Source organism: Bacillus sp. AFS098217, assembly GCF_002551815.1.
Taxonomy (GTDB): Bacteria; Bacillota; Bacilli; order Bacillales; family Bacillaceae_G; genus Bacillus_A.
The window spans coordinates 19,363-42,173 of record NZ_NVPR01000003.1; the positions used below are offsets into that span (position 1 = coordinate 19,363).

27 protein-coding genes and 2 pseudogenes are annotated in these 22,811 nt (G+C 35.6%); 6 read left to right on the top strand and 23 right to left on the bottom strand.

Annotated features, from left to right (window positions below; translation table 11 throughout):
• Positions 1 to 172 precede the first annotated feature (172 nt).
• The gene (locus COO03_RS00800; RefSeq protein ID WP_230322442.1) at positions 173 to 463 is read right to left on the bottom strand and encodes a hypothetical protein; all 291 of its coding nucleotides are present in this window, start codon (positions 461 to 463) and stop codon (positions 173 to 175) included.
• On the opposite strand from COO03_RS00800, the pseudogene COO03_RS00805 reads away from it, so the two are divergent.
• Positions 450 to 866 (top strand): annotated as a pseudogene (locus tag COO03_RS00805) (RDD family protein); the annotation flags it as partial. The gene COO03_RS00800 and the pseudogene COO03_RS00805 overlap by 14 nt on opposite strands.
• 108 nt (positions 867 to 974) lie before the next feature.
• On the opposite strand, the gene COO03_RS00810 reads toward COO03_RS00805, so the two are convergent.
• Both COO03_RS00810 and COO03_RS00815 read right to left on the bottom strand, forming a co-directional pair.
• Positions 975 to 1,571 (bottom strand): GNAT family N-acetyltransferase, encoded by a 597-nt coding sequence (locus COO03_RS00810; protein WP_097894583.1) that lies wholly within the window; start codon positions 1,569 to 1,571, stop codon positions 975 to 977.
• A gap of 324 nt (positions 1,572 to 1,895) precedes the next feature.
• Positions 1,896 to 2,255 (bottom strand): MerR family transcriptional regulator, encoded by a 360-nt coding sequence (locus COO03_RS00815; protein WP_097894584.1) that lies wholly within the window; start codon positions 2,253 to 2,255, stop codon positions 1,896 to 1,898.
• Positions 2,256 to 2,393: 138 nt separating this feature from the next.
• Here COO03_RS00815 and COO03_RS00820 point away from each other — a divergent pair, with 138 nt between their 5' ends.
• Positions 2,394 to 3,164, top strand: coding sequence for an SDR family NAD(P)-dependent oxidoreductase (locus tag COO03_RS00820; RefSeq protein ID WP_097894585.1), 771 nt, complete (start codon positions 2,394 to 2,396; stop codon positions 3,162 to 3,164).
• A 195-nt stretch (positions 3,165 to 3,359) separates the two neighbouring features.
• On the opposite strand, the gene COO03_RS00825 is transcribed toward COO03_RS00820, so the two are convergent.
• From COO03_RS00825 to COO03_RS00865, 8 genes are all read right to left on the bottom strand, one after another.
• A complete protein-coding gene (locus tag COO03_RS00825) occupies positions 3,360 to 4,562 on the bottom strand; it encodes an MFS transporter (protein ID WP_097894586.1) in 1,203 nt (400 codons plus the stop codon).
• A 230-nt stretch (positions 4,563 to 4,792) separates the two neighbouring features.
• Positions 4,793 to 5,371, bottom strand: a complete 579-nt coding sequence (locus tag COO03_RS00830; RefSeq protein WP_097894640.1) for a TetR family transcriptional regulator — start codon at positions 5,369 to 5,371, stop codon at positions 4,793 to 4,795.
• A 402-nt stretch (positions 5,372 to 5,773) separates the two neighbouring features.
• The gene (locus COO03_RS00835) at positions 5,774 to 6,088 is read right to left on the bottom strand and encodes a DMT family transporter (protein ID WP_097894587.1); all 315 of its coding nucleotides are present in this window, start codon (positions 6,086 to 6,088) and stop codon (positions 5,774 to 5,776) included.
• 2 nt (positions 6,089 to 6,090) lie between these two features.
• Positions 6,091 to 6,447: a DMT family transporter gene (locus tag COO03_RS00840; protein ID WP_097894588.1), complete on the bottom strand. Its 357-nt coding sequence runs from the start codon at positions 6,445 to 6,447 to the stop codon at positions 6,091 to 6,093.
• Positions 6,448 to 6,527: 80 nt separating this feature from the next.
• On the bottom strand, positions 6,528 to 7,106 hold the full coding sequence (locus tag COO03_RS00845) for a TetR family transcriptional regulator (RefSeq protein ID WP_141523235.1): 579 nt from the start codon (positions 7,104 to 7,106) through the stop codon (positions 6,528 to 6,530).
• 389 nt (positions 7,107 to 7,495) lie between these two features.
• Positions 7,496 to 7,975: a GNAT family N-acetyltransferase gene (locus COO03_RS00850; RefSeq protein ID WP_097894590.1), complete on the bottom strand. Its 480-nt coding sequence runs from the start codon at positions 7,973 to 7,975 to the stop codon at positions 7,496 to 7,498.
• A 176-nt stretch (positions 7,976 to 8,151) separates the two neighbouring features.
• Positions 8,152 to 8,607, bottom strand: coding sequence for an N-acetyltransferase (locus COO03_RS00860; RefSeq protein ID WP_097894592.1), 456 nt, complete (start codon positions 8,605 to 8,607; stop codon positions 8,152 to 8,154).
• A gap of 311 nt (positions 8,608 to 8,918) precedes the next feature.
• Entirely contained in the window at positions 8,919 to 9,413 is a 495-nt protein-coding gene (locus COO03_RS00865; RefSeq protein ID WP_097894593.1) for an Lrp/AsnC family transcriptional regulator, read from the bottom strand.
• Positions 9,414 to 9,808: 395 nt separating this feature from the next.
• Here COO03_RS00865 and COO03_RS00870 point away from each other — a divergent pair, with 395 nt between their 5' ends.
• The gene (locus tag COO03_RS00870; RefSeq protein WP_097894594.1) at positions 9,809 to 10,717 is read left to right on the top strand and encodes a DMT family transporter; all 909 of its coding nucleotides are present in this window, start codon (positions 9,809 to 9,811) and stop codon (positions 10,715 to 10,717) included.
• Positions 10,718 to 10,747: 30 nt separating this feature from the next.
• Here the strand turns inward: COO03_RS00870 and COO03_RS00875 are convergent, their stop codons facing one another.
• The 6 genes from COO03_RS00875 to COO03_RS00900 form a co-directional block, all read right to left on the bottom strand.
• A complete protein-coding gene (locus tag COO03_RS00875) occupies positions 10,748 to 11,809 on the bottom strand; it encodes a DUF871 domain-containing protein (protein ID WP_097894595.1) in 1,062 nt (353 codons plus the stop codon).
• A 53-nt stretch (positions 11,810 to 11,862) separates the two neighbouring features.
• Positions 11,863 to 13,227, bottom strand: a complete 1,365-nt coding sequence (locus COO03_RS00880; RefSeq protein ID WP_097894596.1) for a PTS transporter subunit EIIC — start codon at positions 13,225 to 13,227, stop codon at positions 11,863 to 11,865.
• Positions 13,228 to 13,250: 23 nt separating this feature from the next.
• Entirely contained in the window at positions 13,251 to 14,135 is an 885-nt protein-coding gene (murQ, locus tag COO03_RS00885; RefSeq protein WP_097894597.1) for an N-acetylmuramic acid 6-phosphate etherase, read from the bottom strand.
• 157 nt (positions 14,136 to 14,292) lie between these two features.
• A complete protein-coding gene (locus COO03_RS00890; protein ID WP_097894641.1) occupies positions 14,293 to 15,156 on the bottom strand; it encodes a MurR/RpiR family transcriptional regulator in 864 nt (287 codons plus the stop codon).
• Positions 15,157 to 15,185: 29 nt separating this feature from the next.
• Positions 15,186 to 15,515 carry an outer surface protein gene (locus tag COO03_RS00895; RefSeq protein ID WP_097894642.1) on the bottom strand — a complete coding sequence of 110 codons (330 nt, stop codon included), beginning with the start codon at positions 15,513 to 15,515 and terminating at the stop codon, positions 15,186 to 15,188.
• 134 nt (positions 15,516 to 15,649) lie between these two features.
• On the bottom strand, positions 15,650 to 16,777 hold the full coding sequence (locus tag COO03_RS00900) for a cation:proton antiporter (RefSeq protein WP_097894598.1): 1,128 nt from the start codon (positions 16,775 to 16,777) through the stop codon (positions 15,650 to 15,652).
• 382 nt (positions 16,778 to 17,159) lie between these two features.
• Here COO03_RS00900 and COO03_RS00905 point away from each other — a divergent pair.
• A pseudogene (locus COO03_RS00905) lies at positions 17,160 to 18,564 on the top strand (amino acid permease).
• 211 nt (positions 18,565 to 18,775) lie between these two features.
• On the opposite strand, the gene COO03_RS00915 reads toward COO03_RS00905, so the two are convergent.
• From COO03_RS00915 to COO03_RS00940, 6 genes are all read right to left on the bottom strand, one after another.
• Positions 18,776 to 18,979, bottom strand: a complete 204-nt coding sequence (locus tag COO03_RS00915; RefSeq protein ID WP_097894599.1) for a hypothetical protein — start codon at positions 18,977 to 18,979, stop codon at positions 18,776 to 18,778.
• 522 nt (positions 18,980 to 19,501) lie between these two features.
• Positions 19,502 to 20,107 (bottom strand): DedA family protein, encoded by a 606-nt coding sequence (locus COO03_RS00920; protein WP_097894600.1) that lies wholly within the window; start codon positions 20,105 to 20,107, stop codon positions 19,502 to 19,504.
• An 11-nt stretch (positions 20,108 to 20,118) separates the two neighbouring features.
• The gene (locus tag COO03_RS00925) at positions 20,119 to 20,400 is read right to left on the bottom strand and encodes a YkvA family protein (RefSeq protein WP_097894601.1); all 282 of its coding nucleotides are present in this window, start codon (positions 20,398 to 20,400) and stop codon (positions 20,119 to 20,121) included.
• A gap of 239 nt (positions 20,401 to 20,639) precedes the next feature.
• Entirely contained in the window at positions 20,640 to 21,194 is a 555-nt protein-coding gene (locus tag COO03_RS00930) for a spore coat protein (RefSeq protein WP_097894602.1), read from the bottom strand.
• A gap of 152 nt (positions 21,195 to 21,346) precedes the next feature.
• Positions 21,347 to 21,628, bottom strand: coding sequence for a DUF2935 domain-containing protein (locus tag COO03_RS00935; protein WP_255287494.1), 282 nt, complete (start codon positions 21,626 to 21,628; stop codon positions 21,347 to 21,349).
• A gap of 218 nt (positions 21,629 to 21,846) precedes the next feature.
• Positions 21,847 to 22,209 (bottom strand): VOC family protein, encoded by a 363-nt coding sequence (locus COO03_RS00940; protein WP_097894603.1) that lies wholly within the window; start codon positions 22,207 to 22,209, stop codon positions 21,847 to 21,849.
• Between the two features lie 113 nt (positions 22,210 to 22,322).
• On the opposite strand from COO03_RS00940, the gene COO03_RS00945 reads away from it, so the two are divergent.
• Positions 22,323 to 22,538: a spore coat associated protein CotJA gene (locus COO03_RS00945; RefSeq protein ID WP_097894604.1), complete on the top strand. Its 216-nt coding sequence runs from the start codon at positions 22,323 to 22,325 to the stop codon at positions 22,536 to 22,538.
• An 8-nt stretch (positions 22,539 to 22,546) separates the two neighbouring features.
• Positions 22,547 to 22,810, top strand: a complete 264-nt coding sequence (locus COO03_RS00950) for a spore coat protein CotJB (RefSeq protein WP_141523289.1) — start codon at positions 22,547 to 22,549, stop codon at positions 22,808 to 22,810.
• Position 22,811 lies beyond the last annotated feature (1 nt).

The following is a 22,811-nucleotide window of genomic DNA, read 5'->3' on the forward strand; positions in this document are numbered from 1 at the left end:
ATTTCAATTTGATGAACAAAATACCAATTCATTTGTGAATTGGTATTTTCACTTTGTTGAAAAAAGACTAGTAAATTACTAGTCTTTTTTATGTAACCCCTTCATTTATAAAATAATATTAATGCTCTTTCTGTTATGAAAAATACACAAAAAAAGAGGGAAATTAAATACCTTAATTCTTCCACTCTTTATGACAATCAGGACATTGCCATTTTAAGATTCTATCAAGTGCAATATGTGTGATTCCTATTTTTCTAGTGAAATGAGTTGCGTTATAGGATTTTTGCGATTCTTTAGGAATCGGATCTCCTTGCAAGTCAGCATTACAATAAGGGCAAAATTCTTTGCTGTTATTTACGTCGTTCTTTGTCATACTCTTTGTTAAAGGTTTTATCGTATTTTGCTTGTCTTCTAGCATCTCTTTTAATCGCACCTTCTTCTCTAGCTGATTTAAGTCTAGCATTAAATCTTATGCTCATCCATATGAACTCTTTGTTATTGCATGTACAGTCTTTATTTATTTCATTGTTATTCCATATTTCACGAACGGAAAAACACTTGGAAAAGCAATACTTCGCATTCAGATACAAGGAAAAAACAAACGAATTACTTTTAAAGAATTATTCGTTCGCTATGGGCTTTTTTATTTTGGTCTAGGTGGAATCAATTACATTCTCTCTAGTAGCTTTATTTTAAACAGTACAAATCAATTAGTTTTAATTGTAACGGGATTATTTACGTTCACAATTAATGCTATTTTTATCATCCATGTTCTATTGCATATATTTAGTCGTGATAAACTCCTTTTCTATGAACATATGAGTCGTACAAGAAATGGAATTACCTTAAAAAAAGCTGAAAAATAATAGAGATACACCCATTCTCTTTCGTGAAACAATTAGAAGCTAAAATAGGTTTTAATTACTAAAATATTATGTACAAAAGATAAGCAGCTTGAAATTACAAGCTGCTTATTAATTATTTACATTTTCTATTTTTGGTTTATGGATAGAGCTAAACTCTTCTTTTAGAATAGAGTACATTTTCACATCTTGATGTTTTCCCTTTACGAACATCCCTTTTCTAATTATCCCTTCAAAAGACATTCCTGCCTTTTCCATTACTCGCGCTGAACCGATATTTTCTACAAAACATTTTGCTTGAATACGAACCAGATCCATATTGTTAAAGCCAAATTTAATAACTTCATTTGCAGCTTCTGTTACGATACCCTTTCCCCAATAATCCTGAGAAAGAACATATCCGATTTCAGCAACATTGTGTTTTACTTGCCACGAGACAAAATCAATAGTTCCGATAAATTTTCCGTTTTCTTTATATTCTATTCCCCAAGGGGAAATTTTCTTATTCTCGTATTGCGTTAGTATAAATTCAACAAACCCTTTAGTGTCAGATAATGTATTATGAGTTTCCCAAGTAACATACTTAGATACGTCTTCATTAGAACCGTACGAATACATATCTTCAACATCTTCTAAAGTTATTTTTCTTAATATCAGACGCTCTGTTTCTAGTGTAGGTAAATTGCCGAATACTTTTTCACTCTCCATAAAACCACCTCTATCATTGTTAGTTATTACCATTATATATAAAATTTTCATAAATAAAGAAAAATACATAGCAGACGGTGTACTATATTTGATCCAAAATAATTTTGTCACTGGAACTAATTTACATATTGTGGACATACATTAATGTACTTGGTAAGGGATTTCCTCTTGTTCAAAAACCTAAGATTAAGCAAGTACCCCCAAACGAAAAAATGCGCCTAATTCTCATCAGTAACTACATTAAGGTGAATTTTTATTTTGTTTTTTTAATATCGATTTGATAGCACTCGGATAAGGCAAGCTCCCCTCTTTCTATCGTTTACGCTACTTATTTTTTAACAAATCTTTATATGCAATAATCTTCTTCTCAAGCATCTTCTCGGTGATTACTAAGTTTTCGATTTGAGCTTGAATAGATTTCTGATGATCTTCTAAAAGTTTTAAGCGTGTTTTAGTTGTGTGTTCTCCTTCTGTATATAATCGGGCGTATTCTCTTATTTGTGCTATTGGCATTTGGGTTTGTTTTAACTTCATCACAAACTGTAACCATCTAATATGCGATTCATCGTATAATCTGTTTCCATTTGCATTACGATTTGCAACTAATATTTTTTCCTTTTCATAATATCGTAATGTATGTGTGCTCACTCCTAATAATTTAGCTACCTCACTAATCGTGTACATAATAACCTCCGCATCTAATTCAGTACTATACATTTATTAAGATTATAAAAAAGATTTGACTTAGAGTACACTCTAACTAATACAATCTAATCGTAGTACATTTACTAATAAAATGGTTTAAATTCAGGGGGAATGTATATGAAATATACTGTTATTACTGGAGCTAGTTCTGGAATTGGTTATGAAGCCGCTCTAGCTTTTGCAGCTCGTGGGAAAAACTTAATACTTGTAGCTCGAAGAAAAGAAGAATTAGAGGAACTAAAATTAAAAATCACCAAAATAAATCCTGATTCAGATGTTGTAATTCGAAAAACTGATTTATCCGTTACTGAAAATGTTTATAAACTTTACGAAAGCCTTCAAGGTTTTCAGATTGAAACATGGATTAACAACGCAGGCTTTGGTAATTTCGACTCAATTGCTGAACAAAATTTAAACAAAATAGAGACAATGCTGCATTTAAATATTGAAGCACTAACAATACTGTCATCTCTTTTTGTTCGCGATTATTCAATGGTTGATGGAACACAACTTATCAACGTTTCATCGGGCGGTGGATATACTATTATTGCAAATGCTATTACTTACTGTGCGACTAAATTCTATGTGAGTGCATTTACAGAAGGACTTGCTCATGAACTTAAAGAACAAGGTGCAAAATTACAAGCAAAAGTTTTAGCTCCTGGTGCAACTGAAACAGAATTTGCAAAACGTTCTCTTGATATCGAAGAGTTTCAATATGATGGTGCTGTACCAAAGTTTCACACCGCAAAGCAGATGGCAGAATTTATGCTCGAACTTTATGATAATGATAAAGTTGTAGGGATTGTAGATGGATCTACGTATAAGTATGAACTTAAAGATCCTATTTTTAATTTTGGAGTAAGAAAAAATAGTTCAAATTCCTAATTGAACTACCCCCACCTTCAGTTCCATCTAAATATCGTCTCACTGCTTGTATTTTGTCTTTCGAAGAAAATTTAGCCATAAAAAAGTGCACCTCCAATTGTTAGACTGTGTCTAACAATTGGAGGTGCACTTCATTCTAAGGGGCTTTTTGCTTATTTTAGATTATATTTCAAAATTCATTTTACTTGCTTTTCCTTATTTCGCTAAGCTTTCTGCCAACTGGTTTTCTTTCCACAAGACTGTAATACCGAGACCAATAGTCAGAATAACAGCAGAGAAAAGGTAAGGATAGTGGATATTTACATCGAATAAAATCCCTCCCATAGCCGGTCCGACAATATTTCCTAAACTCGTATAAGTTGAGTTCATGCCAGCAACAAACCCTTGCTCTTTACCAGCTGCTTTTGATAAAAATGTCGTTAATGCCGGACGAAGCAAATCAAATGCAAGAAAGACAAAAGAAGTTACAAGCAGTACGACCCAAAAACTAGAGATTAAGGTTGAAACTACTGCTAATATCGCTCCTGTAATTAAACATATTTGAATTAACATTTTTTCGCCTAGTATATCTACTAACTTTCCAAACATAAATACCTGCACAATAACACCAAAGATTGAGCTGATTGTAATAATAGTGGCAATATCCTTCGGTGTGAACCCGAATTTATGATCAGAAAACAGGCTAAAAACAGTTTCATATGCTGATAAACCAAAAGCAAGCACAAACACAATAATAAATGCGATAAAGTAAAGCGGATTTAATGACTTTTTAAAATCTCCAATAAAGCTTGTTTGCTTTGTATGAGCCGAAATTTCTGCAAGTTCTTTTGTTGTTAACGGCTCTTTCAGAATAAATATGGAAGAAATACACGCTAGAAAAGCAATAACTGCCGCAAAAAAGAAAGGTACACGTATACCATATTCTGCAACAAAGCCGCCGATGCCGGGACCAATAATAAAACCAGTACTGATGGCAGCAGAAAGATATCCCATCGCTTTTGGCCGTTCCTGAACGGATGTAATATCTGCAACATATGCCGTAACACCAGGCATAATAAAGGCCGCACTAATTCCCCCTAGCATCCTTGATAGATATAGCATTGATACATCCGTTCCTAAACCAAAAATAAGTTCTGAAGTACCAAAGAGAAATAAGCCAATTATGATAATTTTCTTTCTGCCATAACGGTCCACCCAGCGTCCTGTGAGTGGTGACATAAGTAGCTGGGCTACTGCAAAGACGGCAACAAGATAACCCATCGTTTTTCCTGATAAGTGCATCATATTCATAAATGACGGCATAACCGGAATGATGAGACCAATTCCGAGAAACGCAATGAATATATTACTTAGAAGAATAATTAATACTGCCTTTTGTTCTTTTATTGATTTCTTCATTTCTTAACACCTCTTCCTGTATAAATCATTGATGTAAAATCCCTCTCAAAAATAATCCCCAAGAGCTTTTTTATTTATCCTTCAATTCTTCAAGCTCTACATATATCCGAATTGGCTAATGAAGCTAATGAATGATGAGATTGATTCATGCTGCCATATAATGACTGACTATCATTCATTATATGGTAGCATGAACCCATCTCTTTACTAGTATGGATTCACCTAACTGCTTATTCCCGAATGTCCAATGCATGTGTTAAAAAGTCTAGTACTTCAGCTTTCTGAAGATCGGCCTGATCATCCTTTTTATGATCATATAAATAAACCTGTTCCGCTGCAGATTCAACAAGAGCAATAAATAACTTTGCCGTTCTTTCAGCGTGAATGGAATTACGAATTGCACCTGCATCTTTTGCTTCATTTAAGAATTGACTTAGCCACATATAAAGGGGTTGATATACCGTTTCCCATTCTTTTATATGCTCAGTTGATGCAAGACCAGCATACATTAATGCTTGTATTTCACGGTATTCCGCTATAAAGTCAAAAACCGCATCTATCACTTGCATAACTTTCTTTGAAAAAGGTTCATTATTTTGTACTCGTTCTTTTACCGTATGTATCATCTTTTCAACCATCACTTCTGCTATTGCAGGCATAACAGATAATTTAGAAGGAAAATACAGATAAAAAGTTCCTTGAGCAATACCAGCCAATTTTACGATATCAGAGATCTTTGTTTTTTCAACGCCTTTTTCCTGAAACACTTCAATAGCTGCATAGACAATTTTCTCTTTTTTATTCATGATCTGAGTCCTTTCACACGCGTATTGAATGACCGTCACTCATTCTATATGAAAAATTATTGTACTGTCAACAATGGAGTGCAAGTTAACGAGAATCTTTCTAACCTACTTATTTTTCAAATGCCCATTAGCAACTTCCATATTTCTGGACAATAAAAGAGATAGATACTCTACATAATCCTATCTTTATTTTCCCCATATATATCCATTTTAATTTTCCAGCATCGCAGCTATGAAGAACAAAAAGTGACCGCTACTATACATCGGCGAATCCTCTTTCCTCCCAAAAAGAAAGGGGTTATGTCGGGTTTCAATTTGAATTTATATAGAAAAACCCCCTAATAGAACATTAGGGGCTTACATCACAATATATTCTTCCTCATTTGTAATAAACTTTTTCTATCTTTAAGAAAGAGCCTTTAATCCTGTCACTCCGCATACAATAAGAGCCACACTCATCATACGTGCCTTACTTTTTGATTCTCCAAATAGGAACATATTTAACAAAACAGCTCCGGCTGTTCCTATACCAATCCAAACCGCATAAGCTACACTTACCTGTAAAAATAGAAACGATGTATATAAAAATGCGAAAGATAGACCAAATCCACCGATGTAAAGAGCTCCATTTCTTACTGTTTTATCCTTACTATACATTTTAAGACCTACTACACCAACTATTTCACAAATTGCGGCACAAAGGACAAAAATCCATCCCATCCTTAAGCAGCTCCTTTCATAACTTCTTCTTCTCCTACTTCTTTGTTATCAGCTAACTTCAAGCCAATAACGCCAGCTACTATCATAACTATGAAAAATAATTTTCCTAGACTAAAACTTCCACCAAAAAGGAAAACGTCCATTAAGAAAGTTCCCACAGTTCCTACTCCGGCAAAAACGGCATACACTGTTCCTGTCGCAAGATTTTCACACGCTTTAGAAAGCATATGAAAATCAACAAAAATAATCCCTACAATGATTGCCCAATGCCACCATTCGTGAGCGGTATTAAAACCAAAAACCCAAAAAACTTCAAAAATACATGTTAATATTACATATAACCAAGCTTTGTTTTTCATATATTTCCACCTCTTATGACTGACTGTCATTCATTTTTAGCCTCAATTTATCTATCTTGCTATAACCAACGAATGAACATTTATTTTCTTATATCTAATGCATGCGTTAAAAAATCCAAAACTTCAGCCTTTTGTAAATCAGCTTGTTCTTCTTTTACATGATCATATAAATACGTTTGTTCTGCTGCCGATTCAACTAAAGCGATAAAAAGTTTGGAAGTTCTTTCAACATGAATAGAATTCCGTATGACATTAGCATTCTTAGCTTCTTCTAAAAAGCGCTTTATCCAAATGTAAAGAGGCTGATATAGACTCTCCCATTTTTTTATATGTTCGGTTGATGCTAAACCAACATATATTAATGCCTGTATTTCGTGGTGTTCCTTTGTAAAATCAAAAATTGCATCTACAATTTGCGAAAATGTATCTAAGAAAGAAGTGCTAGCTTGTACTTTTTCTTCAACTGCACATATCATCTTCTCAACCATAATTTCTGCAATAGCAGGCACTACAGATAGTTTTGAAGAAAAATATAAATAGAAAGTTCCTTGAGCAATACCAGCTGATTTCACAATATCCGAAATCTTTGTTTTTTCAATCCCTTTTTCCCTAAAACATTCGATAGCAGCGTATACAATTTTTTCTTTTTTACTCATTATCTACATCCTTCCACGAAACAAAATGACTGAATGTCATTCATTTATATTGTATGTGAATGATTTATAAAATGTCAATCATCTATTTTTATTTTTTATAATTGCTCTTGTTCATACATATATTTAAAAATTTCATAAAGTGAAACTTTAATCAGTGGAGTTTTCTTCATCCCCACTGATTATTAGCCCTCACCAATTGGGCTTTTACGGGCAGTTTATCTCCACCTTACTTCTTTAGAAAAGCGGAAGCGGCTCGCTCAGAATCGCAGGACGCCCGCGCCCCCGACAGAGAGGCGCTTTTTGCCTCGTCCGAGGAGGCGAAACGACCGGAGATTCTAGCCGCTAGAGTTGGACAATGCTTTCACCGAATTTTGAGGTGGGAGTATTACTTCCTACAAATAGCTGGATAAATAAAGGCTCATAATAATAAGTTCGCCTTTTTTTCCTATTTTGCGTACACCTTCGTCAATAAAGCCACACTTTTTATATAGCGACTGTGCAGTAATGTTGTTCACATTTACCGCTAATACAATTTCACTAATATGTGGGTATTTTTTGCGAACAAATTCAGGCAGTAACAACAATGATTGTTTCGCATACCCTTTTCCTTGATAATAATAATCCGTTGAAAATGCTCGTAATAAGATAGCTTTGGGATTTTCAGAGTAAGGTTTTACACCTTCATTTTCATGAAGAACGAAGAATGTCACAAGCTCATTATTTACAAAAAACAATATAGAATGTCTATCAGCATCGGCTTTTGATAATTCTACACATTTCTTTGGTATACCTGTAAATTGTAACTGTTCCTCAGTTAATACATAGCTTTCTACTTGCTTTTCAAATCGTTCTTCATACTCAAATAATTCCATAATGCCCCCCAATTAATTCTACCCTTTTGCTGAATAGCTCTATCCCAAACATTATACCTTTATATGGAAAAAGTTGATACCCTCGTCGTTGAGAATATTGACTTTCATTTTTAAATACCTTTATTGCCCAAGAACACCTAGTAGATAGAAGATAGGAGGCTTTTTTCACCTATACCTCATGTAACATACCTAACCATCGCAACTTCATCGCAACAATCAAATTTCGGACAATGCCGACAATCAACCCACACTTTTTCAGGCAGCGATTCCTTATCAACAAAATCAAATCCACACTTTTGAAAAAACGTAGTTTGATACGTTAAAGAAATAACCCTTCTTACCTTTATTTTAGAAGCCTCACTTATTACATGATTGACTAGCATACGTCCTATCCCTTTACCTGTATATGTATCCGGTACGACTAATGATCTTATTTCGGCCAGATCTTCACCTAAAACATGTAAACCAGCAACCCCAAAAATTTCCTCTCCCTCTTTCACAACATACAAACACTGTAAGTACTGGTAAAGGGACAAAAGTGAACGCGGCAGAACGACTCCCTTTTTCGAATATGTTTCTATTAAGTTATATATTTCTTTCACATCACTTGTAATTGCATTTGAAATTTGCATGATTTATCTCCTTACATGAAATATTTATAACTTTAAATGTATATTAATTCATAAATTTATATAATAATACACCCATCCATCCGAACACGTCAATTATTATTCTGAATTTTACATATACTTATTCCCCCAAAAAACAAGTCCTATATAAATCTATTTTGCTTTTTCAATATACAACTCGATGCTATGAAAATAAAAGAAGACCTCCTCTCATTTTCTCCCTTTGTGTTCACATGGAATGGGACTAAAAAAGGCCCTGACCACTTCTACGCATGATCGGACCCTCTCTCCCATGTAAAAAATGGTTTTATATTTCACTCAGTACTTTGTTTCGAATCCCGTATTGGTAATACTGTAGAATATTTAATTTCACGCAGCGCTAAGCTTGTCTGTATCCGTGTAATTCCCAGCTTATTCAGCTTCCTAATGAAACGCTCCAGTTCCTTTCGATCACGGTTCGCAACTTTTAATAAATAATCGTACTCCCCTGTTAAACAATGACATTCTAATACTTCGGGCATAGATTCTAGTTCTCTTTCTAACACTTCAAGCTTTTCAGATTGGTGGATATTTGTACTCATAAAAATAAAACATAATAAATCAAATCCAAGTTTTTCTTGGTTCAAAATTGCAACTTGCTTATCAATAAAGCCCTCACTTTCTAGCCTCTTGATGCGCGCGTGCATAGCAGGTGGCGACAAATTGACGCGACGAGCAAGTTCTGCATTGCTTACCTGCGATTCCTTTTGCAGAATATCTAAAATTTGGACGTCTAAATCATCTAACACTTTAATAACAGATGATTCCATAAAACCTCTCCTTTTCTTTGCTGACGATTCTTCGAAAAAATGCATAATACCTCTTATGAAATTGAATAAAATTCTGTAATTATACTAACTGAAACAATATTATTTCTAATTTTATTCATTATACAAAATAATATATTAGATAACTAAGAAAAATGCTAAAATTATTTACAATTCATATTATGTAAATCCATTTGAATTTTCAATACATAAGTCGATGCTATGAAAAACAAAAGGAGACCTGTACTCGTTTTCTCCTTTTGTTTTCACTTGGCATGGGATAGGAAAAGGATCTGACCGCTTCTATGCATCGGCGGATCCTCTCTCCCCCCAAAAAGAAAGGGGTTATGCCAGGGTTTAAATTTAGATTTATATACTAATAAAAGGGGTTCCAAACTATGCCTTATTTTTATGTCTTTTTATTATTGTTAACAAGCTTATTATGGGGAGGAAACTTTGTCGTTGGAAAATCACTTGTCAATCATGCTTCTCCAATGACGCTGACAAGTTTAAGATGGATCATTGCGATTGTTTGTCTATTCCCAATTGTTTGGTTTAAGGAAAAGAAAATTTTCCCGCCGCGTGCTGCCATCCTTCCTTTACTACTCATGGGGATTACTGGCGTTGTTCTCTTTAATATTTTTCAGTTTTTAGCATTAGAACAAACATCAGCAACGAATGTAGGTCTTATTTCTACATTGAATGCTATTTCAATCGCACTGTTTTCATCTTTATTCTTAAAAGAAAAAGTAAATGTACTTCAAATTCTTTCTATGATTCTTTCCTTTTTTGGCGTTATTCTCGTCCTTTCAAAAGGAAATATCGCACTTTTATTTTCGTTACATTTTAATAGCGGAGATTTATGGATGATTGCTGCAGTTTGTATTTGGGGCATCTATTCTGTTTGCAGCAAATGGGCAACTAAAACAACAACACCGATGATGGCAACCTTATACTCAGGAATTTTCGGTGTGATCCTATTGCTTCCATTTAACGTATCTACCTTTACTGTTTCTAATATCAATGCTTCCTTTATTACTTCCTTACTATACACAGGGCTCATTTCAACTGTAGTCTGTATGGTATTTTGGAATATTGGTGTTCAAAAGTTAGGAGCTACTACATCAGGAATCTTCCTAAACTTCAATCCAATTTTCACCGCCATTTTAGCCTTCCTTTTCTTAGGTGAAGAATTAACATGGATTCAAATTTTAGGTACGATCGTCGTTGTGACTGGCTGTTACTTATTTTCTCATTTTAAAACGGTTGTCACTCAAGCACGTACATCATTTGTACAAAATCACTAAAAAAATCGCCGTTATTCTACGGCGATTTTTTTATCCCTCTTGAATAAGCTGAAATTTCTGTCCTGCTCCTACATAAAATAATAACGGCACATCCTCTTCTACAATCATTCCCATTACATTCACTTTTTCATTTTCCGGTAAATCATTGATCGTTATCTGTATTTCTCCTGCATATCTACCGTACAATTCGTTATCAATTGTAATGCTGCCTATTTTTCTTTGAATGGTATTTATAGGTGGTAACATAACCGTATTTCCTTCTCTTGATTCCACAGAACGAATGACATCACGCGCTGGATCAAGCCGGTTCGTATGTACGTTCTCCACTTTTTCTAGCGCTTCTCCTTCATTAATAAGTGGTTTATAACGTATTGGAATCACTCCTTTCCGCGCACTAGAAATTTCTTTTACACTTTGCATACTCCCGCTTATATCCCCGATCAATACTTTATCGACAAAACAGTCTTGAACGAGTTCCAAATATGCTTCAAGGGGGCGCATATATCGATGCTTTTCTAACGTTGGCAGCCCTCCATATAACGGTCCTCTTTTTTCATCATCACCCGGAATAAAAGCCATCGTTTTTATTCCGCACGTATGTAAATATTGATTTTGTTTTTGTAAAAAGGATTTCGAAAGTCCCGTTTCAGGGCGTGGATAAAAATTATGCCATGCTTCTACACAATCTACTTTTACATTTTCCTGAAGTAGTTCCTTCCAAAAGGATTCCGTAATAGTGCTCGCATTTAACGCAATTTTCATTTTGTGTGATATACGTGCAATTTGCTTTGGATCTATACCGTAGTCTATGCGTAAGCCCGTAATCCCCCACGCTACTAACTGTTCCACATTTTCATATGTAATTCCTAAATACTCTAAAGATTTTGGAGAAACATCCACCATGAGTTCCATCTCATATTTTCCCGCTTGCTTCCCAAGTATTTGTATTAACTCTTTATAAGTTGTAGGATCGTCTTCTGGAATATGAAGAGAAGTAAAAATAGACGTAAAGCCGTATTCGCTTACCGTTTTCAACCATTTTTCTTGCTCCTCTACTCGATCTTTTGAAAGATATATGGAAACTCCTATCATAGTAATCTCTCCTTCTACTTATCATGAAAAAAAGAGAAAGGTATTCCCTTTCTCTATATGTTCTCTGCCATTTCCTCTTTAAACCCGAAGAAATACGTAAAGATAAAACCAGATACATAAGCAATGACAAGACCAAGAAAATATAATAAATATTTATTGTCAGCGATTAACGGAATTAACGATAACCCTGATACACCAATTCCAAGTGAAGCCGTTTTCATAACTGCTTGAAATGCACCGCCAACAGCAGCTCCTAAACAGGCAGTAAGAAACGGTTTTCCAAGTGGCAAAGTCACACCATATAATAAAGGTTCACCAATTCCTAAAAATCCAACTGGCAATCCACCTTTAATAACATTGCGAAGGCGTTTATTTTTTGTTTTCACATAAATCGCAATCGCTGCCCCTACTTGCCCAGCTCCTGCCATCGCTAATACCGGTAACAATGGCGTAGCATGTGTTTGATTAATAAATTCCATATGAATCGGTGTTAAACCGTGATGTAACCCTACCATAACGAGTGGTAAAAATGTTCCCGCAAGCACTGCTCCTGCAACCGCTCCGCCAACATCTAAAATGGCATTAATACCGCTTGTAATTCCATCAGTTAATACACCAGCTACTGGCTGAACTACTAACATCGTTACTAAACTCACAACTAATACCGTAATAAGTGGTGTCACAATAATATCAACTGCATTTGGCACTGCTTTTCGAACTTGTCTTTCCACTACAACCATAAGCCATGCTGCAAAGATGACAGCGAATAAGCCACCACGCCCTGGTACCAGTGCTTCACCAAATAGTTTCACATTAGCCATAGCTGGGTTGAAAATTAGGACGCCGGCAATTGCTCCAAGAACTGGTGTCCCGCCAAATTCTTTCGCTGTATTCCAGCCGACTAAAATACCTAAAAACGTAAATATACCGCCGCCGATTAAAAGTAACATTTGCAGCCATGTTGCATTTGGATCTGCACCTGCATTTTTTGCAAAGTTCGCAACCCCATTTATAATTCCTGATGCAACAAGTCCAGGGATTAATGGAATAAAAATGCTCCCTATTTTTCGTAAAAAGTTTTTCACTGGTGTATTATTTTTCTTCTTCATTGCTGATTTCATTTCTTGACCAAGGTCTTCAAGATGGTAATCAGCAACATCGCCAATTCGTAAGCCCGTTAAAGTTTCCATTTCTGCAGCTACTTTATTCACAGTCCCCGGACCAACTACGACTTGTAACGTTTCATCTTCAATAACGCCCATTACACCCTCGACTTTTTTCAAAAGTTCCATGTTCACTTTACTTTCATCATGAAGTGTTAGACGTAATCTTGTCATACAATGTGCGATACCACGAATATTTTTTACTCCCCCAAGTTGCTCTGTAATTTCATTCGCCATCCGCTGTTCTTTCTTCATTTTAGAATCCCCCTCCCCATTCTTTATAGCGCCTTTTTCACAAACCCTTCCCCATCTGTTAATTTTTCAAGTGCTTCCCCATATTCACACTGCAGTAATATCATGACAATCGCAGCCTTCACATTATGATTTGCTTTTTCATAATATACCGCCGCTTCCTTATACTCTACTCCTGTTGCTTCCATAATAATTCGTTTAGAACGTTCAACTAACTTTTCATTTGTCGATTGAACATCAACCATTAAATTTTTATAAACTTTCCCTACTCCAATCATAGAGGACGTTGAAATCATATTTAGTACTAATTTCTGTGCAGTTCCAGCCTTTAAGCGTGTAGACCCTGTTAGCACTTCGGCGCCTGTTTCTACTTCCACGCTAATTTTTGCAAATTTACTAATTTCTGCTCTCGTATTACAAGAGATGCTAGCTGTATTTGCTCCAACAGAATTTGCATATTTCAATCCACCAATCACATAAGGGGTTCTGCCACTTGCCGCAATTCCAATGACAGTATCCTTATCATTTAATTGAATACTTTTTAAATCTAGTACAGCCAAATCTTCTCGATCTTCGGCACCTTCCATCGCTTTAGTAAGCGCTTTCATTCCTCCTGCTATAAATCCTTGAACCTGTTTCTCATCCGTCCCAAATGTAGGCGGACACTCAGCAGCGTCCAAAATTCCTAAACGTCCGCTTGTACCAGCTCCAATATAAATTAATCGGCCGCCATTTTTGAAAGACAAAATAACATCTTGCACAATGTTTTCAATTTGTTCAATCTCTTTTTCTACTGCTATAGCAACTTTCTGATCTTCTTGATTCATAGTTTGTAAAATTTCTTTTATACTCATCTCATCTAAATTCATCGTATTTTCATTTCGATGTTCTGTAGATAAATTTTCTAACATAATTTCACCTTCTTTGAAATTTAATTTCATACTTCCATTATAACTTTGAGAAATTTAAAATCAATGTCTCTTTATTATTTTATGAAATTTAATTTCTTTTTATAACAAATTTGTGTCTATACATGCAAAAAAAAGATGAGCTCCCCCATCTTTTTCCTTACTTTAATTTGCGTAATCGTACTGCTTCTGCTCTCGTTTCCATAAATTGATCCAAAACTTGATTGCCAATCTGATTAAATGTAATGACATACAAAGCATCAATCATATTTAATTGCGTCATTCTTGACGCAATACTTGCTATACGATAATCCTGCTCTACATCTGGCATACAAAGACGGATACATGATTCTTTATATAGCTGAGATGATTGATCTAACTTTGTAATCGCAATAACAGTTGCCCCTCGTTTCTTCGCATACCGCGCGAGTTCCAGTACATCCTTCGTACGACCAGAAGTTGAAATCGCGACAAATATATCTCCTTCTCTTAAATTTGTCACGAGCGGCAACATCATATGAAAATCGGGGAGCATGATTGCTGTAAAGCCAAGACGAGTAAATTTATATGCTCCATCCATTGCTGGTGCAGAGGAACCGCCCACTCCATAAAATAATATTTTTCCTGCATGCAAAATTGCGTCGGCTGCTTTTTCTAATTCCTTTTTATCAATTGCCGTAACGCTTGCCTCAATTGCAGCTTTATTTACATATGTAACTTTATTGAATAAATCAAACGGACTATCTTCTGTATTCATCACCGAAAAATCATTAATATTATAATCAGCAATTGTTAATTCCCTAACAAGTGCTAACTTAAATGCTTTAAAACTTCCTATACCAATCGTTTTACAAAAGCGCACGACACTTGCTTCACTGGATCCCGCATTGCTAGATACTTCTTTTGTTGTTAAATTTGGAACAATCTCTGCGTTCTCCATTATGTACCTGGCAACCTTTTTTTCAGCTGGTGAAAATTGATCCATATAATTTTCAATTTTAAATAGTAATGTTGAAGCTTTCACCATCCAACCTCCATTTCTTGCGGTTGCTTTTATTTTTCATATCTTAATTCCATATCTTTTGAATCACAAAGATAAAAGACATCTTCACCGGGAGGATGAAAAACATTTACAGTTCGATCCCCTTTTTGATAGACCGTTCTTTCTCCTTCCGACCACTTCTTTTCCCATCCATTTATCCAAATTGCAAAGTCAGGTAACAAGGAAGTGTATCTATACCCTTCCGAATCATCCCCTGCAACATAAGAAGAAAAAACAGAAACAGGGAAGTCTTTCACTTTTGATTCTTTCCACAATGTAAAGGGTAGGCACATTACGAGAATTACAACGACACATATAACTTTTTTCCATGTAATCTTCATATATTGCTCTCCTTTTCGTCCTATCACATACATAGATTTTAACATAATTACTCCTACTAATATCGCTTTTTAATATTATATAGGTGTCTCATATAACAACAAAACAGAAGCTGTCAGGCTCCTGTTTTTTGTCGTTATACAAAATACTTCTTCAATAATGGTGGCGTAATAATGGTTGTCAATATAACAACAATTACAATGGCTGTAAAATTCTCTTTCGCTAATAAATTCGCAGTTAGCCCATTTGCTGCAATAATAAGTGCAACTTCCCCGCGCGATACCATACCAGCCCCTATACTAATTGAAGATTTCAAATTAAATCCCGTTAACCTTGCTCCTAAACCAGACCCCACTAACTTTGTGAGAATCGCAATGATGGTCATGATCACAATAAACCACATTTGACTCCCAATCCCGTGAAAGGTGATCTCCATCCCAATACTAACAAAAAAGACTGGTACGAAAATGGCATAAGCAATCGGTTCAATTTTATGTTCCACTTCATGCTTATATTCTGTTTGAGAAATTGCAATTCCCGCCGCAAAAGCTCCGATAATACCAGCAATCCCCATTTTTTCACTATAGTAAGCAAAGGAAAAGCAAATAATAAGCGCTGCACTAATTAACGCCTCTGACACACGGAGCGGCACCAACATTCTCATAATCCACGGAACAACTTTCCAACCAATGAAAACAATACTTACGAAAAAGATGATTTTCTTAGCAATGACAAGTGTAATACTCACATCTTGCGTACCTAGAAAACTCATAACAAAAGCTAACAAAATAACAACGATAACATCATCGAACACAGCTGCTCCGAGAATCGTCGTACTTTCTCGCGTGTTCATTTTTCCTAAATCCCGCAATGTTTGTACAGAAATACTCACCGATGTTGCACAAAGTAATAACCCTAAAAAAATGGCATTTGATTGTACCATCCCAAAAGCGAGACCCGCTAAATATCCACCAAAGAAAGGAAAAATAATTCCTCCCATCGCTACTGCAAATGAAGATTTTAAATTACGATTTAATTCTTCTAAATCCGTTTCTAACCCTGCCATAAACATGAGCAGCAAAACACCAATCGCACTTAGTTCATCGATCAGTTCAGAACTATCAATAATTCCAAAGACAGCAGGGCCAATAATAATTCCAATCATTAATTTGCCTAATACCGATGGTTGTCCAAGTCTAACACTAATATCGCCCGCTAACTTCGTACAAAGTAAAATAACGACCAGTTCAAAATAAAACAGCATAACATCTTCTCCTGCTTTACAAAATACGTATATTTTTAATAATAGTCTCTCCTTACAAACAAGATTTTATTTGTTACATTTTCATTCGACAAAATATTATGAATTATAATAAAATTACTACAGCCATTCTATATTTGTCATAAAGCGAAACTTTAATTAGTGGGTTTTCTCCATCCCCCGCTGATTATTGATTTTCACCAATCGAGCTTTTACGGACAGTTTATTTCCCATATAGCTTCTAATTTTGAGGCAGGAGCGTTACTGTCCGCAAATCGCGAGAGAAAAATACACAACTGTACCTCTATTTACGTATGAACTATTTTCCAGTGGGCTCGCATTCTATTCGCAGTTGTGAAGATTGAAGTATGAGAGGAGAGTCCAAGTGAAGTCATTATTACGAAAGAAACCACTTACTACTGAATCACCTAGGCAATTACAAAGAACATTAACTGCACTAGATTTAACTTTTTTAGGAATCGGTGCTGTTATCGGGACAGGAATCTTCGTCTTAACAGGAATTGTGGCAGCTAAGCATTCTGGCCCGGGCATTATGCTATCTTTTCTTATCGCCGCATTTACTTGTGCTTGCGTCGCCTTCTGTTACGCCGAATTCGCTTCTTCTATCCCTATTTCAGGAAGTGTTTATACGTATGCGTATATGACGGTCGGAGAAATCGTTGCCTTCATTGTAGGCTGGTGTTTAATGCTAGAATACTTACTGGCAGTCGCGGCTGTCGCTGTAGGATGGTCAGGGTATTTACAATCGTTACTTCAAGGATTTAATATTCATCTTCCCGCCATCATCGCCTCAGCCCCTGGCATGGGAAAAGGCGGATTAATCGATTTACCAGCTGTATGTATTTTACTTTTTATCACACTATTACTTAGCTTTGGTATACGTGAAAGTGCTCGTATTAATAATATTATGGTGTTAATCAAATTAGCGGTTATCATTGCTTTCATTGTAGCAGGTGCGAAATACGTAAAACCTGAAAACTGGACACCGTTTTTACCATTTGGATACGATGGTATCATTACTGGTGCAGCAACAGTATTTTTTGCTTTTCTAGGATTTGACGCAATCGCGACAGCAGCTGAAGAAACCAAAAAACCGCAGCGAGATTTACCAATTGGAATCATTGGTTCTCTTCTTATTTGTACCGTATTGTATATGCTTGTGTCCTTTGTTTTAACGGGGATGGTTCCTTACACACAATTAGATGTTTCTGATCCCGTTGCTTTTGCGCTGCATTTCGTTGGTGAAGACACAATTGCTAGTTTATTAGCTGTCGGTGCAATGACAGGAATGACAACTGTTCTTTTAGTCGTTATTGTATGGGCAAGTCCGTGTTTCTTATGCAATGAGCCGTGATGGTCTACTTCCAAAAGCATTAGCTCGCGTCAGTAAAAAGGCGAAAATCCCTTTATTAAACACATGGATTACTGGGATATTAGCCGCTTTATTAGCAGGATTACTCGACCTACACCTGCTCGCAAATTTAGTGAACATCGGTACACTAACTGCCTTTACTTTTGTTTGTTTTGCTGTACTTATTTTACGTAAAACACATCCTGATTTAAAAAGAGGCTTCCGTGCACCATTTGTCCCGATATTACCAATCGTTGCGATTTGCTGTTGTTTATATTTAATGGCTAACCTTTCAGCAACAACATGGATGGGCTTCGCTGTTTGGCTTGTCATTGGGCTATGTGTATATTTCTTCTACTCTAGACGTAATAGCCACCTACTTACAGACAAAAATAACGATACGAAAAAAGAAGCATAAGAAAACAGCTCGCTTTAGTAGCGAGCTGTTTTCATTCTCTCATATGCTTTTTCGTTAACGTCTGTAGAATGAGAAATGCACCGATGCAAGCCGTAAACCATGCTCAATCTCCTAACGGTGAAGAATAGTTGATGATACCAACCATAACAACGATCACCATTACAACCAACTGATACACAAGCTTCCACTTTCGCATATCTATCCTCCTCGGCTATTTTGTATCTTTCTTTTTCTTTTTCCACGCGGTTACACTATCAAAGAAAAAGTTAATAAATAACGTTCCTAATCCTGCTAATAAAAAAGTCAGTAAAAATAGCATCCATTTGCTTTTATCTTTGAATACGTAATATCCAACAAGGAGCACAACCACGATCCATACATATTCCAAAATTCTCTTTAGCTTTTTCTCTTCCAAATCATTCGCTCCCTTACCCTAGCTTTCTATTATTAGTATAACAAAAAAGAAGCTTGTCATCACAAGTTGTTGTTTATTTACACTCTTTTCAACAAGTTGCTTCGCATATTCAATACGCCACTACAATTCATGCCTTACTATATAAATCCATTTTCATTTTTTGACATCTATATATATCCATTTTGATTTTCCCGCATATAAGTCGCAGCTATGAAGAACAAAAAGTGACCTGCACTTGTTTTCTCTCTTTGTTTTCACTTGGCATGGGGCAGAAAAAGGCTCTGACCGCTTCTATGCATGGCCGGATTCTCTCTCCCACCTAAAAAGAAAGGTTTTATGTCGATTTTTCAATTTGTACTTATATAGATCTGCTGTGCAGAATAAAAAGTAACCTACACCCGTTTGCTCTTTCTGTTTGTACTTCGCATGGGGCAGAAACAGGCCCTGACCGTTCCTATGCATGAATAGATGCTCCCTCCCATCTAAAAAGAGGGGGTTTTTTGTCGGTTTTTCAACTCGTATTTATACAGACTGCGTTTTATTTCTTTTTTTCATAATTTTATAGATTACAATCCCGATTACAGCAAAACAAACGATTCCTAATATCGGCAACATATACGGTTCAAGAACTTCGCCCGCTTTTTTCCAGTGAGGCCCTAACTTCATTCCTACATATATGTATAACGCCGTTAATGGTAGCATTGCCATAAATGTATATATACTAAATTGCCAAATATTCATTTTCGCCATACCGCACGGAACTGAAATAAGCGTCCGAATTCCAGGGATAAATCGTCCAGCAAAAGCCACAACAGGTCCATATTTCTCAAAGAAATGATCCGCTTTTTGAATCTGTTCTTCTTTTATGAAAAAGTATTTTCCATATCTCATTAACAATGGGCGACCTCCATAATAACCAAGTGCATACAAAGTTAATGGTCCTGTCGTTCCCCCAATTGTTCCAGCCAATACCGCTAACCAAAAATTCATATCTCCTTCATACACCCAGTAGCCAACAAGCGGTAAAACGATTTCGGCTGGAATAAACTCAAATGTTAGAGCTGCAATAACTCCAAAATAAGAAAATTGCTTTAAATATTCAATGATATCCAAAATAAGCTGCTCCATATTTTTAACCTCTATCCTTTATTTAAGTCATATTTTTCTTGTAAATGCGGCGGCGCCATTTTTACAATGCGTTGCAAAATAAATATTGCGACAGCAACATCATCTAACACGCCAAAAGCAAACAGAAAATCAGGAATGAGATCAAATGGAAATACAACATATCCAATTAAAAAACCAATGGATAATATCTTTTTCTGCACAGGGACTTCTTTTGAGGTAAAAAAGTCATATAAAAATGGAATGAAACGTCGAAAATGAAGCATAAATCGAAATCTGCTTATAAATTTTTTCATTTATCATCTCTCCTTTTTTGTATACAAAAAGGACCTTTACCAAATATGATAAAGGTCCTAAAAAAGACAATAAGGGGCCTTTACCATTGGTGGTAAAGGTCTCACTAACAACAAAAACGTTGCCAATAAAGCCGAGGGTTTCTCCCTGTAATGACGACTTTATTGTAATAAGTTACTCCCCTTTATATACACAATTTTATAAAATCACCTTAAAATATTTGACGAAACTTGTCAACTTTTTATTCTGGTAATGACTGATACATGCTTGCTATTGCCTTTATTTCAGAGTCTGGTGCCGGAGATAACTGGTAATATCCTCTCTTCACCATATGCTGCCAAATGTCATAAGCATGACGACTACTGTTTAAAAAAGCATTTTCTAACAAAGTTCTTAAATGTGGATTGGCACATTCTAATAAAGAACCTGCATAGTTAAATGCAGCAGATTTTTGAGTAAGTAGATATCCAATCGCAATTGCTCGATCAGAAGGAGGTTGTCCAGTCATACTTGGTGTAACTGGCAAATACTCTTTTGAAGGTGCTTGTATATAAGAGGATAGTACTGGATTTAGTTTAGCTAATTGACATTTTGAGACATTTGGAATCGAATCGTTTTGTACAAATTCTAGTTTCAAATTATAATCCTGTACGTGAAAGGGCAAATGTTGTTGTAATAGTTGTTTTAAATCCGGATCTTGTGCTTGTTTTATATATGTAGACATTGTATTAATCGTATTGTAACAACCCATAATCATTTCACTTAAATCACGTAACTCATGTGTCGCTAATTGCATGTATGAATCCTCCTTCTTTAAGCGTCTGTTTAGTTTCTCCCAAAATGTAAAAAATAAAAGAAATGTACATGAATTTTCTTAACACCATATACCTATCCACCTTCTTTTTATAAACGAACAAAAAGCCACATAATGCGGCTTTTTACCTGCTCCTATAGAGGGTTACATTTTGGTATCTCTAATCCAGATGATTGGGCTAATTTTAGTAAATAATAACATTCCTCTCTTGCCATATGGTCTGCCATTCTTGCAGATAATGAGCTTAATATTTGCTCAGATAGTTCTAATTCATGCAGAAAATGTGAAAATAAATTCAGTTCCAATGAAACATCTTTCGTAAATTTCTTCAAAGCCGGAAAATGTTTCAGTTCTGTACGTAAATATCCCGTCATTTCCACAGCTTTTAAATAAAACTGCTCAAAATCCATTTTCATTTTTCGACATCTAAATCTCTGCTATGCAGGATAAAAAGTAACCTACACTTGTTTGCTCTTTCTGTTTTTACTTCGCACGGGGCAGAAACAGGTCCTGACCGCTTACCGCTTCTATGCATGACCAGATCCTCTCTCCCACCTAAAAAGAGGGGTTTTATGCTGTTATATATCACATGAATAGACAGTAACACCCTCATTGATTATCGTTTTCTTTAAGCTCATTTACTTTCAATTTGAAGTTTATGCTGATCTGGATCATGAACAATAATCGCTTCTCCTTCATCACAATGCTCTTCACGAAATGAGATTCGATAGAATTCCAGCTTTTTCTTTACCTTTTCTATATCAGAAATCGAAAAGGTAATCCTTTTACATGAAGGTAAATCTTCCGTAACCTCTCCCCTTTGATTTTTGTTTACTACAAAACAAATCCTTGTCGAACCAATGTCATACCATACACCCGTAACATCTAATTGCGGTCTTTGTGAACTAGGATATAATCCTAGAATGCCTTCATAAAAATATAATGTTTCTTTTAAATTTCTTACTTCTAATACAATAGAGTTTGTAATATGCTTCACATGCATTTCCCCCCTGTACCTATTAGTTTTTCTATATGTGTCATAAAAGGTGATTATGTCTGAATACAGTATATAGTGATGAAGTTTTTAGTTTTATATAAGGAGGTTCTGTCATGAATAAGTATATGAAATCGTATACACCATACCATGGTCCAAAAGATCCTTGTCCTCCTATCGGGAAAAAATACTATTCTACCCCTCCTAATCTATATTTAGGATTTCAACCGCCAAATTTACCACAGTTCTCCCCAAAAGAAGCTTTAAGAAAAGGTACTTTATGGCCTGTCTTTTATGATTATTACGAAAATCCATACAAAAAAGGGCGGTGAACATAATCGTGGCTCAATCATTACCAGAAGAGTATTATCAATGGATGGAAGAACTGCAAGAACTCGATTTTGTACTAGTTGAACTAACACTATATTTAGATACACACCCTGATGATGTTACATCTATTAATCAATTTAATGATTTTTCTTATAAACGACGATTGTTACGGCAAAAAATCGAAGAGAAATATGGACCCCTTCAGCAATTTGGGAATAGCTATTCTAAGGCTCCGTGGGAATGGAGTAAAGGTCCGTGGCCATGGCAAATTTAAA